Below are 12,952 nucleotides of genomic sequence, written 5' to 3'. Positions count from 1 at the left end.
CGAGATGGCAGCCGGATTAGCCCCCGACCCAACCATCGTTCCCGACATGGAAGCAGGCCCCGGCGTTCACAAAGCTTTGAACGGCGAGCTGATGCAAAGTGCCGACCGCTTCGTCAATCGCGAGTTTTCCTGGTTGCAGTTCAACCGGCGTGTTCTCGAAGAAGCCGCGAATATGCGCCAGCCCTTGCTCGAACGCCTGCGCTTCCTGTCCATTTCTGCCGCCAATCTCGATGAATTCTTCATGGTTCGCATCGCCGGGCTGGCCGCTCAGGTGCGCGCCGGTGTGGCGCTGCGCAGCGCCGATGGACGCACGCCGCAGGAACAGCTCGACTTCGTTCTGGACGAAGTGGGGCGCTTGCAGGAAGAACAGCAGCAACGTCTGCGGACGTTGCGCGAGGAACTGGAACAGGAGAACATCGAGATCGTCCGTCCGTCGGCGCTTGCAAGGCCTGAAAAGGAATGGCTTGAAAACCACTTCCTCGAAACGATCTTCCCGGTCCTGACGCCGCTGTCCATCGATCCGGCGCATCCGTTTCCGTTCATTCCGAATCTCGGCTTTTCCATCGCCCTGCAGCTTGCGCGTCGTGCCGACAATCATCCGATGACCGCGCTCCTGCGTATCCCGGTCGCGCTGAAGCGCTTTATCCAACTCCCGACAGACCAGCAGAACCTTTATCGCTTCATCACGATCGAGGATGCGGTGAGCCTGTTCATCGGGCGGCTTTTCCCTGGTTATGAAGTGCGTGGCGCCGGTACATTCCGCATCATCCGCGACAGCGATATTGAAGTGGAGGAAGAAGCCGAAGATCTCGTACGTCTCTTTGAGACGGCGCTGAAGCGGCGCCGCCGGGGACAGGTGATCCGCATCGAGTTTGACGGCGAAATGCCGGAGGCCCTGCGTGTTTTCGTGGCAACGGAACTCGGCGTTTCGGAAAGCCGCATCAGTGTGCATGAAGGCCTTCTGGCACTCAATATGATTTCCGAGATCGTTTCGATCCCGCGTGAGGACCTCAAATTCGTGTCCTACAATCCGCGTTTCCCGGAGCGTATTCGCGAGCATGGTGGCGATTGCTTCGCCGCGATTCGCGAAAAGGACATTGTGGTTCATCACCCGTATGAATCTTTCGACGTGGTGGTGCAGTTCCTGCGGCAAGCCGCAGCCGACCCGGATGTGTTGGCGATCAAACAGACGCTTTATCGCACCTCCAATGACAGTCCGATCGTGCGCGCGCTGGTGGATGCCGCAGAAGCTGGCAAGTCGGTGACGGCGCTGGTCGAGCTGAAGGCCCGCTTCGATGAGGAAGCGAACATTCGTTGGGCGCGCGATCTGGAGCGTGCAGGCGTCCAGGTGGTGTTCGGCTTCATCGAACTGAAAACCCATGCGAAAATGTCGCTCGTGGTGCGCCGTGAAGACCAGAGGCTGCGTTCCTATGTGCATCTGGGCACGGGCAACTACCATCCGATTACAGCGCGCATCTATACCGATCTGTCGTTCTTCACGTCGGACGCGGATATCGCCCGCGACGTGGCACATATCTTCAATTTCATCACGGGCTATGCCCAGCCTGCCGAAGAGATGAAAATCGCGATTTCTCCCTTCACTTTGCGCGCGCGAATCCTCAAGCACATCGAGGATGAAGTGGCGCATGCGAAGGCGGGGCGTCCGGCTGCGATCTGGATGAAGATGAATTCGCTTGTCGATCCACAGATAATTGACGCGCTCTATATGGCGAGCCAGGCGGGCGTGCAGATTGATCTGGTCGTGCGCGGCATCTGCTGCCTGCGTCCGGGTGTTCCGGGGCTTTCCGACAATATTCGCGCCAAGTCGATTGTCGGGCGTTTTCTGGAACACAGCCGTATATTCTGTTTCGGAAACGGCAACGACCTGCCTTCCGACAAGGCAATCGTCTACATCGGGTCCGCCGACATGATGCCGCGCAATCTTGATCGCCGCGTGGAGACGCTTGTTCCGATCACAAATGCAACAGTGCATCAGCAAATCCTGTCGCAAATCATGTTTGCCAACATAATTGATAACCAACAGAGCTATCAGCTACTTGCGGACGGCACCTCTCGCCGGATAGAAAAGGAAGCTGGAGAAGAAGCTTTCAACGCGCAGGAATATTTCATGACCAATCCTAGCCTGTCGGGTCGCGGAAAGTCGCTGAAGTCTTCGGCCCCCCGCCTTATCGCGCATCGCAAGCGCGCGCAGGCGGAAAGAAAAACGACTGCATGAGCGCAGCTTTGGCACAAGGCCGCCTGAAGGGACTCAAGCCCGTTGCGGTCATCGACATTGGCTCGAACTCGATCCGTGTCGTCATCTATGAAGGCATCGTCCGTTCTCCGACGGTGCTTTTCAACGAAAAGATACTCTGCGGCCTCGGAAAAGGCCTGGCGAAAACCGGCAAGCTCAACGAGAAATCCGTTGAAGCGGCGCTTCGTGCGCTCAAGCGTTTCCGCGCTCTGGCCGAACAGGCCGGCGCGGTTTCCATTCACGCGCTGGCCACAGCCGCTGCACGCGAAGCGAAGAACGGCCCGGATTTCATCGCACAGGCAGAGGCCATTCTCGGCCGGCACATTGAAGTGCTGTCCGGCAAGGAAGAAGCCCATTATTCGGCGCTTGGTATCATTTCGGGCTTCTATCGACCGAAGGGCGTGACAGGTGACCTTGGCGGCGGCAGCCTTGAACTGATCGCAGTGGACGACCACGAGGTAGGCGAGGGGATCACCTTGCCGCTCGGCGGCCTGCGCTTGCAGGATATGTCCGATGGACGGCTGCCAGAGGCAACCAAGATTGCTCGTACGGAACTGGCAAAGGCAACGCTTCTGGAAGCGCATCAGGGCCAGGTTTTCTATGCGGTGGGCGGAACATGGCGTAACCTTGCCAAGCTGCATATGACGGCGAAAAACTATCCGCTGCATGTCATGCATGGCTATGAAATAAACCCGGTGGAAGCGCAAAGCTTCCTCAAGCGCGTTGCCAAGGGCAATCTCGACACGATGCGCGGCATCGAGGCGGTTTCGAAAAACCGTCGCCAGCTTTTGGCCTATGGCGCCACGGTACTGCTTGAGACGATCCGTCTGATGAAGCCTTCGAAGATCGTCTTTTCGGCGCTCGGCGTACGCGAAGGCTATCTTTATTCGCTTTTGCCCAAGAACGAACAGCGGCTCGATCCGCTGCTGGCCTCGGCAGACGAACTGTCCATTCTGCGCTCACGCTCTCCGCGTCATGCTCGCGAACTGGCAACATGGACGACTTTGTCCTTGCCGGTGCTCGGTTTTGACGAAACCGAAGACGAAGCGCGCTACAGGCAGGCTGCCTGCCTTGTGGCCGATATAAGCTGGCGCGCGCACCCCGACTATCGGGGGTCGCAGGCGCTGAACATCATCGCTCACGGCTCGTTCGGCGGTATCGACCATGCCGGACGTTCCTTCATGGCGCTTGCCAATTATTACCGCCACGAAGGCCTGATCGAAGACGAGATTGCACCGGAAATCATGCAACTCGCCACGCCGCGCCTGCGTGAAAGGGCGAAGTTGCTCGGAGCCTTGCTGCGTGTGGTCTATCTTCTGTCGGCGTCTATGCCGGGCGTCATCCCGCGCCTTGTGTGGCGCGAGGAGGAAACCGGTATTGCGCTGGTTGTTCCCGGCGATCTTGCAGACCTGATTTCGGATCGTCCCGAAGGCCGCTTGCAGCAGCTTTCCAAGCTGACGGGAAAGAATATCTATTTCGCGGTCGGTGACGCGGCGATTGAGGGGACGCGGGAATAAGGCAGTAAGTGAGTAGGGCAGTAAGGCAATATGTTAATGTTCGCGTTAAACATACTGCCTTACTGCCCTAATGCCTTAACCACTTACTCCCCTAACTCAACCGCCCTGATCCGCCGGTTCTCGAACTTGATGCCAATCTTGCCGTCGATGAGATCTAGGGCTTTCTGGCCGAAAACCTCGCGACGCCAGCCATGCAGGGCAGGTACATTGGCCTTGTCACCTTCTGAGGCGATCTTGTCGATATCGTCCGAGCTGGCCACGATCTTTGCAGCGACGCCGTGCTCTTCCGTCACAAGCTTGAGCAGAACCTTGAGGATATCTGCAGCAGCAGCGCTGCCTTCAGGCGAATGCGACGGCTTCGGCAATTTCGGCAAATCTTCCTTGGGAATTTCAAGTGCAGACTGGATCGCGGCAACAAGCCCGGTAGCCTGTGCCGAACGCTCCCATCCCTTCGGGATCGAGCGCAAACGGCCCAGTGCTTCCGCGTCACGCGGCTGCTGCTGGGCGATTTCAGCTATGGTGTCGTCCTTGATGATGCGGCCGCGCGGCACATTGCGTTCGCGCGCTTCGCGTTCACGCCAGGCGGCGACGGATTGCATGATGGCCAGTTCGATCGGCTTGCGAACGCGGGCCTTCACCCGTCGCCACGCATCATCCGGGTGCATGTCGTAGGTTTCACGAGCGGTCAGCACTGCCATTTCCTCGTTCACCCACTCGCTGCGGCCTTCTTTGCGAAGTTCTTCCTTCAGATAGAGATAGATGTCGCGCAGATAGGTAACGTCGGCCAGGGCATAGTCGAGTTGCTTGTCTGAAAGCGGGCGACGGCGCCAGTCGGTAAACCGGGACGACTTGTCGATTTGCTTGCCCGTAACTTTCTGCACAAGCTGGTCATAGGAAATGGCGTCGCCGAAGCCGCAGACCATTGCCGCCACCTGACTGTCGAAGACAGGCGACGGGATGAGGGCGCCGAGGTGGAAGACAATTTCGATGTCTTGCCGTGCAGCGTGAAAAACCTTGACCACCTTTTCGTCCGCCATCAGGCGGAAGAACGGCGCGAGGTCGAGCCCCGGCGCAAGCGCGTCCACGAGCGCCGTATGGTCCGGCGAAGCCATCTGGATAAGGCACAATTCCGGCCAGAACGTCGTTTCACGGATGAATTCCGTATCGACTGTTACGAAATCGGATTTGGCGAGGGCGGATACGGCCTCTTCAAGGGCCTGTGTGGTCGTAATCAGATGCATGTCTACCTTTTAGAGTATTTCCAGCAAAAGTGCGAAGCGGTTTTGCGTTGGATAATGCGACAAAACAAATAGACAAAGCTTTGTCGCTTGTCGCGAAATAATCAGGAAAGAGCTTCCACGGAACGTGCACATAGTGTTTTTTGTCGACACTTTACGTCAAGGTGGTTTAACACCAAACCCCGTAGGGAGTGCAGACTTGACAAAACCCGGTCAAAATGCGCTTTTCCGCGAGAATTTAAAGCGTTTCGTCAGGTAGTCCTGACTTATTATTCCAAAGGCAGAAATCATGCACCGTTACCGCAGCCATACCTGCGCAGCCCTTCGCAAGACGGACGTTGGTTCTAACGTTCGCCTTTCCGGATGGGTTCACCGCGTCCGTGACCATGGCGGCATTCTCTTCATCGATCTTCGCGATCATTACGGCATTACCCAGATCGTGGCCGATCCCGATTCGCCCGCCTTCAAGGTCGCCGAAACCGTTCGCGGCGAATGGGTTATTCGTGTCGATGGTGAAGTGAAGGCCCGCGCAGGCGATGCGGTCAATACGAATCTGCCGACCGGCGAAGTGGAAATCTTCGCGACCGAGATCGAAGTGCTCGCAGCCGCCAAGGAATTGCCGCTGCCTGTATTCGGCGAGCCGGATTATCCGGAAGATATCCGCCTGAAGTATCGCTTCCTCGATCTGCGCCGCGAAACGCTGCACAAGAACATCATGAGCCGCACGAAGATCATCGCGGCGATGCGTCGCCGCATGACCGAGATCGGTTTCAATGAGTTCAGCACGCCGATCCTGACGGCTTCGTCGCCGGAAGGCGCACGCGACTTCCTCGTGCCAAGCCGTATTCACGAGGGCAAGTTCTACGCGCTGCCGCAGGCGCCGCAGCAGTACAAGCAGCTTCTGATGGTTGCCGGTTTCGACCGCTACTTCCAGATTGCACCTTGCTTCCGCGATGAAGACCCGCGTGCAGATCGCCTGCCGGGTGAGTTCTACCAGCTCGACCTTGAAATGAGCTTCGTGACCCAGGAAGAAGTATGGGAAACGATGGAACCGGTCATGCGCGGCATCTTTGAAGAGTTTGCCGAAGGCAAACCGGTGACGCAGACCTTCCGCCGTATCGCCTATGACGATGCGATCCGCACCTATGGTTCGGACAAGCCAGACCTGCGCAACCCGATTGAAATGCAGGCTGTGACCGATCACTTTGCCGGTTCCGGCTTCAAGGTCTTCGCGAACATGATCGCCAACGATCCAAAGGTCGAAGTCTGGGCTATTCCGGCCAAGACCGGCGGCAGCCGCGCATTCTGCGACCGCATGAATTCCTGGGCGCAGGGTGAAGGGCAGCCGGGTCTCGGCTATATCTTCTGGCGCAAGGAAGGCGACAAGCTTGAGGGCGCAGGCCCGATTGCCAAGAATATCGGTGAAGAACGCACAGAAGCGATCCGCACGCAAATGGGTCTTGAAGATGGCGATGCCTGCTTCTTCGTTGCCGGTCTGCCGTCCAAGTTCTACAAGTTCGCAGGCGATGCCCGCACGCGCGCCGGTGAAGAACTGAACCTCGTCGATCGCGACCGCTTCGAACTGGCCTGGATCATCGACTTCCCGTTCTACGAATGGGACGAGGACAACAAGAAGCTCGACTTTGCGCACAATCCGTTCTCGATGCCGCAAGGTGGCATGGAGGCACTGGAAACGCAGGATCCGCTGTCGCTCAAGGCTTACCAGTACGATCTCGTCTGCAACGGTTTCGAAATTGCTTCCGGTTCGATCCGTAACCAGTTGCCGGATGTCATGGTCAAGGCCTTTGAAAAGGTCGGCCTGAGCCAGCAAGACGTGGAAGAGCGTTTCGGTGGTCTCTATCGTGCGTTCCAGTACGGTGCACCTCCGCATGGCGGCATGGCTGCCGGTATTGACCGCGTCATCATGCTTCTGGTCGGCGCGAAGAACCTGCGCGAAATCTCGCTGTTCCCGATGAACCAGCAGGCGCTCGATCTTCTGATGAATGCGCCTTCGGATGTGTCGCCCGCGCAACTGCGTGACCTGCATATCCGTCTGGCTCCGGTACAGAAGAGCTAAGCGACCTCTATGAAAAGCAAAAACCCGGCCTTGAGCCGGGTTTTTTTATTAGGCAACAATAAGCCCGATGAGTTTTCTCACCGGGCTTTTTGGTTTTAATTATTAGCGTCGACGCTGACTTTCAGAAGCTGGATGATCTTCGTCGGGTCCAGCGATGCGGTGGCAACAATGGAAGCGAAGGTCACCGGTTGGTCCGGCGATGCGCTGATGGTCAGCGACTTCGGATCGTCGAAGAACTTGTCGGATGCTGCCTTGAGCTGCTGGGCAAATTCCGGGTTCTTCAACTGTGTCGCCATCAGCGGAACCATCATCTTCATCTGCTGGCCAAGCTGCTCGCCATCGGCGCCCTGCTGCTTGCCGTAATAATCAAGAAGCTTCTGGGTCAGGGTTTCGTTGTCGAAGCGGATCGACAGGTTCTTCAGGTTGAGCTGTTCAGCCAGGCCCAGAATTGCAAGACCCGCAGCATCCTTGTCTGCATCGGCCTTGCTCATGTTTTCCTGCGTCTTCTGGACGGCTTCGAGGAAAGCCAGATCATACCCACCGAGGCTGCCGGTGATGTTGATCTTGCCGAGTTCCTCTGCCTGAAGCTCCAACTGGTCCAGCGATGTGTCACCCGAAGCTGGCGACCAACTGCCCTTGGAGTTCAGCGAACCGTTGAAGGTGTTCATGTCGAGCGGTGCAAGCGGGTTCTTGCCGCCCTTTTCAAAGGTCGCGTCGATATTGGCGATGGTCCAGACATAGCCGATCTTCTCGGCCTTGTTGGAGGTGTCGAGCGACAGGTCGAAACCCTTCACCGTGGCGCCATCCGTGCCGGGCGTGCCGAACTGGATTTCGTCGATCTTCAGCTTGTCATACATGACCATGCTGTCGAGGGGGCCTTTGGCTGTTTCCGACGGGATATGGACGTTCTGCATCGCAAGGCCCTTGAGCTCGGCCTTGTCGTTCTTGTCTTCCTGTCCGGCAAAGGCGAGGTCAGGTACGGTGACCTGTTCGATGCTGTAGCCGCCGTCCGGTGCATCCTGAACGTTCTGGAGCGTAACGTCACCGAGCGCCGTTTCTTTTTCACCGATCGTCGGCAGCTTGATCTTGGTGCCCTGGAGCACGATGTCGGAGCCGTTCGCCTGGACATTGGCGAAGCTCAGTTCGCCACCCTGCTTTGCATAAAGTGCCTTGATACGCTCGGCGACTGCATTGGCGTCGGCTGCCATGGCCGCGCTGCCAAAAATCAGCGAAAGCGCTGTACCGGCGGCCAAAACACGTGCCGCTGGCTTGATATTGACGAAAACCTGCATTCGAAGCTCCTGCCTGATCTCTAATTTAGCGCGGCATTCATAGGCGGAAATCATGCGCAATAACAACATGATTTACTCAGCCTGCGATTGCAGCCGGGGAAATTCACCCCTGATAGCTCTATAGGACGCAAATGGCGGCAGGATTGCGACTATTACACACGAATGTACTGGATTGGTTCTCCTGAACTCTTGCTGGCGAATCGCGCAGTTGGTACTGAGAGACATGGGAAAAAGTCTGATTCCGCCGGATGACGGCGAAGAACACATCGAACGGGTCGATCTCAAATCGGCTCTCGAGGAACGTTACCTCGCTTATGCGCTGTCGACGATCATGCATCGCGCGCTGCCGGACGTGCGCGACGGCTTGAAGCCGGTGCATCGCCGCATCATGCACGCCATGCGCCTGCTGCGCCTCAATCCCGATCAGGCCTATGCAAAATGTGCCCGTATTGTCGGCGACGTGATGGGTAAGTTCCATCCGCATGGCGATGCGTCGATCTATGATGCGCTGGTGCGTCTGGCGCAGGACTTCGCGGTGCGTTATCCGCTCGTGGACGGGCAGGGCAATTTCGGCAATATCGACGGCGATAACGCTGCCGCCATGCGTTATACCGAAGCGCGCATGACGGAAGTGGCGACGCTGCTGCTGGAAGGCATCAACGAAAACGCCATCGATTTCCGTCCGACCTATAATGAAGAGGACGAGGAGCCGATCGTTCTTCCGGGCGCCTTCCCGAACCTGCTTGCAAACGGTTCGGCAGGTATCGCAGTCGGCATGGCGACCAATATTCCGCCGCATAATGTTGCGGAGCTTTGCTCGTCGGCACTCTATCTCATCAATCATCCCGACGCGCCGGTGGAGGAACTGGTTACCTCGCCGGAACAATGGGAAGAGCTGAAGCGTGAAGCCGAGACCGATCCGGCTGCTCTGTTGAAGTGCAAGGTGCGTGGCCCGGATTTCCCGACGGGCGGTATCCTTGTCGAAGAGCATGGCAATATCCTCGACGCCTATCGCACGGGGCGCGGCGCATTTCGCGTTCGTGCCCGCTGGGAGAAGGAAGAGGGCAATCGCGGCACCTGGGTGATCGTTATCACCGAAATTCCCTATCAGGTGCAGAAATCGCGTCTGATCGAAAAGATTGCCGAACTGCTGCTGGCAAAGAAGCTGCCATTGCTCGATGACATTCGTGACGAGTCGGCGGAAGACATTCGGATCGTTCTGGAGCCCAAAAACCGGACGGTCGATCCGGAATTGCTGATGGAATCGCTATTCAAGCTGACAGAGCTTGAAAACCGCGTTTCACTCAACATGAACGTGCTGTCGCATGGCAAGGTGCCGAACGTCCTTTCACTGGGTTCAGTTCTGCGTGAGTGGCTCGACCATCGCAAGGAAGTGCTTGTTCGCCGTTCTGAATACCGTCTGGCAGAAATCGAGAAGCGACTGGAAATCCTTGGTGGTTTTCTGAAAGCCTATCTCAATCTCGATGAAGTCATCCGCATCATCCGTGAAGAGGATGAGCCGAAGCAGGAACTGATGCGGACTTTCGAGCTGACAGATAATCAGGCCGAAGCCATTCTCAACATGCGCCTGCGTTCCTTGCGCAAGCTTGAAGAGTTTGAAATCCGTAAAGAATTTGACGGCTTGAGCGCCGAGAAGTCTGAGCTGGAAGGCTTGCTCGCTTCCGGCACACGCCAGTGGAAGAAGATCAGCGCTGAAATCAAATCTGTCCGCGAGAAATTTGGCCCAACGACCAAGCTGGGCAAACGCCGCAGCACTTTTGCCGATGCGCCCACCCATGATCTTGAGGACATTCATCAGGCGATGATTGAGCGCGAGCCGGTCACCATCGTGGTTTCGGAAAAGGGCTGGCTGCGAGCCATGAAGGGGCATCTGGCCGACTTCTCGACGCTTGCCTTCAAGGAAGGCGACAAGCTCAAGCTCGCTTTCCATGCCGAGACGACGGACAAGCTTCTGTTCTTCACGACGGGCGGCAAGTTCTTCACCATCGGCGCGAATACGCTTCCGGGTGGTCGCGGTCATGGCGAGCCGATCCGCATCCTTGTCGATATGGAGAACGATCAGGATATTCTGACGGCCTTTGTGCACGATCCATCCGCGAAACTGCTGTTGGTCAGCCACGAAGGTAACGGTTTCATCGTTTCCGAGAATGAGGCGGCCGCCAACACCCGCAAGGGCAAGCAGGTGATGAACGTCAAGGCTCCGGACGAGGCGAAGCTGTGCCAGCGTGTTTCCGGCGATCATATCGCTGTCGTCGGCGAGAACCGCAAGATGGTGGTCTTCCCGCTTTCCGATATTCCGGAAATGACACGCGGCAAGGGCGTGCGCCTGCAAAAGTACAAGGATGGCGGTGTATCCGACGTCCGCACCTTTGCAATTGCCGAAGGGCTTTCCTGGCAGGATTCGGCGGAGCGCACCTTCAATCGCAGTAAGGAAGAGCTTGTCGAGTGGATCGGCGCGCGCGCTTCTGCCGGACGTCTGGTGCCAAAGGGCTTCCCGCGTTCGGGCAAGTTTTAAACATGAGTTTCCGCAGATGCGATAGTAAGCAAATGCGGAGCCTTGCAAGCTATACGGAAATCCCGTATTATGCGGCATGACGGAGGATAGTTTTGATCCCGTCAAGGACGCGGTTAATCGTGAAAAGCACAACTTGCCGCTATCGTTTGGTTGCCACCTCTTTGAGGACGACAATCATCTGATCGTTCCGTCCATACGAGAGATTGATGGAGAAGAACGTTTCAAGGTGATCGGTCTCGTTGAGGAAAAGTTGTTCACCGGCGTATTCGTCTGGCGAGGTGATCTGGCCCGCTTCATTTCGGTGAGAAGGAGCAACAAGGGTGAAGAAAGAGCATATCACGCTACCTGCTGATCCGAACGATGCCGAAGACTTTGACGTGACGGTCGAAGCGTTGGACCGCGGCCAGCGTGCCCGCTTGATCCGCAAGACAAGAATGGGACTTGGCTTGTCACAATCCGAATTTGCCAATCGTTTCCGGGTTCCTGTCGGTACATTGCGCGATTGGGAACAGGCGCGTGTGACCGCACCTGATTTCGCTATCGCTTATGTTCGTGTAATCGGACAACACCCCGATATGGTGGCAAAAGCTGTCGCCTGAAATTGCGCCCTAACCCTCAAACCGCTGCCAGCCGCGGGGGCCAAGATGCTCCTGCGGCGTAAACCGGATTTTATACTGCATCTTGCGTGATCCCTCGACCCAATAGCCGAGATAGACGTGTGGCAGACCTGCAGCATGGGCGCGCTGGATATGATCCAGGATCATGTAGGTCCCAAGCGACCGGTCATGCATATGCGGTGAGAAGAATGAATAAACCATCGACAGGCCGTCGGCCATCACGTCGGTGAGCGCTACGGCGATCAGCTCGCCGTCGCCTTTGGCGCTGATGAAGCTTTCCGGACCGCGCTTGCGATATTCGATGATCTGCGTGTTCACATGCGTATCCTCGATCATCATCGCATAGTCGAGGACAGTCATGTCCGACATGCCGCCGGAACGATGGCGCGCGTCGAGATAATCGCGAAAAAGTGCATATTGTTCGGTGCTGGGCTGTGCCTTGTGCACGCGCCCGATCAGGTCACTGTTCTGCGTCCAGACGCGGCGCATGTTGCGCGTCATCTTGAACTCACCGGTGAGGATGCGAACGGATATGCAGGCTCTGCACAATTCACAGGCCGGGCGGTAGGCAATGTTCTGGGAACGACGGAAACCGCCTTGGGTCAGGAGATCGTTGATCTCGTTCGCTTTGTCGCCGACCAGATGCGTAAAGACTTTTCGCTCCATCTGACCTTCGAGATAAGGACAGGGCGACGGAGCTGTCAGAAAGAACTGCGGAGACTGTTGCGGTTGATGGGTCATTCAATATCCACGAAATGGTAATACCGAAACCATCACGATACTATCTCTAAGGATTGAGCCGACGGCACAAAACGTCAATAGGCATTTTGCGCAGCCGGCTCTGATTTTTTTTGATCTGAAGCATCAGCCCGAAAATCGGAATCGATTTTCGCAAAACACGATGCGTCTTCAACTCTATCGGTTCAGCGATCCGAACGGATCACCGCCGTGCCGAGCAGGAGGTCGTGCACGGTGCGCTTGCGGTCGAGAACCAGCGTTGCAAGCAGGATCAGCGGCGTCAGCACCACATTGAGACCCCAGAACAGAACCGTGTGAACGATTGCGAGCATCGGATCGACCGTGCCGCCTTCAAGTCGTACGAGCTTGATGTTCATCATCTGCATGCCCTTGGTGGCCTGCTGCGGTCCGCCCAGCGTGCGCGCTACATAAAACAGCGCCACCATGGGAAACATGATGCCATAGAGCATCCAGCCGAGGCTCAGCGTAATGATGCCGAGGATTGCAATGACGATTGCTGCAGGGATGCAGAGCAGAAAGACAATCAGATAATCGATAAGAAAAGCCATAATGCGGCGCGTACGCACGCCTTCAAAGAATGCGCGGCTTTCATAACGCGGACCCATGACTTCGCCGTGCAGAATATGGTCGGACATTTTTCCTTCCAGTCGTTTCCAAGGAAG

At 56.8% G+C, this 12,952-nt stretch carries 10 protein-coding genes; 6 read left to right on the top strand and 4 right to left on the bottom strand.

Features of this window, described 5'->3' with window-relative positions:
* Positions 1 to 46: 46 nt before the first annotated feature.
* Both ACYSN1_RS03055 and ppx read left to right on the top strand, forming a co-directional pair.
* Positions 47 to 2,236, top strand: coding sequence for an RNA degradosome polyphosphate kinase (locus ACYSN1_RS03055; RefSeq protein WP_461725259.1), 2,190 nt, complete (start codon positions 47 to 49; stop codon positions 2,234 to 2,236).
* Positions 2,233 to 3,771: an exopolyphosphatase gene (gene ppx / locus ACYSN1_RS03050; RefSeq protein WP_461724335.1), complete on the top strand. Its 1,539-nt coding sequence runs from the start codon at positions 2,233 to 2,235 to the stop codon at positions 3,769 to 3,771. Before ACYSN1_RS03055 ends, ppx begins: the two co-directional genes overlap by 4 nt.
* An 83-nt stretch (positions 3,772 to 3,854) precedes the next feature.
* Here the strand turns inward: ppx and rnd are convergent, their stop codons facing one another.
* A complete protein-coding gene (gene rnd / locus ACYSN1_RS03045) occupies positions 3,855 to 5,012 on the bottom strand; it encodes a ribonuclease D (protein ID WP_461724334.1) in 1,158 nt (385 codons plus the stop codon).
* A gap of 286 nt (positions 5,013 to 5,298) precedes the next feature.
* On the opposite strand from rnd, the gene aspS reads away from it, so the two are divergent.
* Positions 5,299 to 7,086: an aspartate--tRNA ligase gene (gene aspS / locus ACYSN1_RS03040; protein ID WP_461724333.1), complete on the top strand. Its 1,788-nt coding sequence runs from the start codon at positions 5,299 to 5,301 to the stop codon at positions 7,084 to 7,086.
* A 95-nt stretch (positions 7,087 to 7,181) separates the two neighbouring features.
* Here the strand turns inward: aspS and ACYSN1_RS03035 are convergent, their stop codons facing one another.
* Complete coding sequence (locus tag ACYSN1_RS03035) at positions 7,182 to 8,378, bottom strand: YdgA family protein (RefSeq protein WP_461724332.1); 1,197 nt, start codon at positions 8,376 to 8,378, stop codon at positions 7,182 to 7,184.
* 223 nt (positions 8,379 to 8,601) lie between these two features.
* Here ACYSN1_RS03035 and ACYSN1_RS03030 point away from each other — a divergent pair, with 223 nt between their 5' ends.
* The 3 genes from ACYSN1_RS03030 (at position 8,602) to ACYSN1_RS03020 (ending at position 11,513) form a co-directional block, all read left to right on the top strand.
* Positions 8,602 to 10,914: a DNA topoisomerase IV subunit A gene (locus tag ACYSN1_RS03030; protein WP_461724331.1), complete on the top strand. Its 2,313-nt coding sequence runs from the start codon at positions 8,602 to 8,604 to the stop codon at positions 10,912 to 10,914.
* Positions 10,915 to 10,990: 76 nt separating this feature from the next.
* Positions 10,991 to 11,266 (top strand): BrnT family toxin, encoded by a 276-nt coding sequence (locus ACYSN1_RS03025; protein WP_461724330.1) that lies wholly within the window; start codon positions 10,991 to 10,993, stop codon positions 11,264 to 11,266.
* Positions 11,235 to 11,513, top strand: a complete 279-nt coding sequence (locus ACYSN1_RS03020; protein ID WP_461724329.1) for a helix-turn-helix domain-containing protein — start codon at positions 11,235 to 11,237, stop codon at positions 11,511 to 11,513. The genes ACYSN1_RS03025 and ACYSN1_RS03020 overlap by 32 nt, the downstream gene beginning before the upstream one ends.
* Positions 11,514 to 11,522: 9 nt before the next feature.
* Here the strand turns inward: ACYSN1_RS03020 and ACYSN1_RS03015 are convergent, their stop codons facing one another.
* Positions 11,523 to 12,272, bottom strand: coding sequence for an arginyltransferase (locus ACYSN1_RS03015; protein WP_140019784.1), 750 nt, complete (start codon positions 12,270 to 12,272; stop codon positions 11,523 to 11,525).
* Positions 12,273 to 12,454: 182 nt separating this feature from the next.
* Positions 12,455 to 12,925 (bottom strand): RDD family protein, encoded by a 471-nt coding sequence (locus tag ACYSN1_RS03010; protein WP_006472776.1) that lies wholly within the window; start codon positions 12,923 to 12,925, stop codon positions 12,455 to 12,457.
* Positions 12,926 to 12,952: the final 27 nt, after the last annotated feature.

Source organism: Brucella sp. LJL56, from assembly GCF_054871705.1.
This window is presented reverse-complemented; position numbering and strand designations above follow the sequence as displayed.

Coding starts and splice junctions, on each gene's coding strand:
- ACYSN1_RS03055 (WP_461725259.1), top strand. CDS start 47: ATGGAAGCAGGCCCCGGCGTTCACAAAGCTTTGAACGGCGAGCTGATG.
- ppx (WP_461724335.1), top strand. CDS start 2,233: ATGAGCGCAGCTTTGGCACAAGGCCGCCTGAAGGGACTCAAGCCCGTT.
- rnd (WP_461724334.1), bottom strand. CDS start 5,012: ATGCATCTGATTACGACCACACAGGCCCTTGAAGAGGCCGTATCCGCC.
- aspS (WP_461724333.1), top strand. CDS start 5,299: ATGCACCGTTACCGCAGCCATACCTGCGCAGCCCTTCGCAAGACGGAC.
- ACYSN1_RS03035 (WP_461724332.1), bottom strand. CDS start 8,378: ATGCAGGTTTTCGTCAATATCAAGCCAGCGGCACGTGTTTTGGCCGCC.
- ACYSN1_RS03030 (WP_461724331.1), top strand. CDS start 8,602: ATGGGAAAAAGTCTGATTCCGCCGGATGACGGCGAAGAACACATCGAA.
- ACYSN1_RS03025 (WP_461724330.1), top strand. CDS start 10,991: ATGACGGAGGATAGTTTTGATCCCGTCAAGGACGCGGTTAATCGTGAA.
- ACYSN1_RS03015 (WP_140019784.1), bottom strand. CDS start 12,272: ATGACCCATCAACCGCAACAGTCTCCGCAGTTCTTTCTGACAGCTCCG.
- ACYSN1_RS03010 (WP_006472776.1), bottom strand. CDS start 12,925: ATGTCCGACCATATTCTGCACGGCGAAGTCATGGGTCCGCGTTATGAA.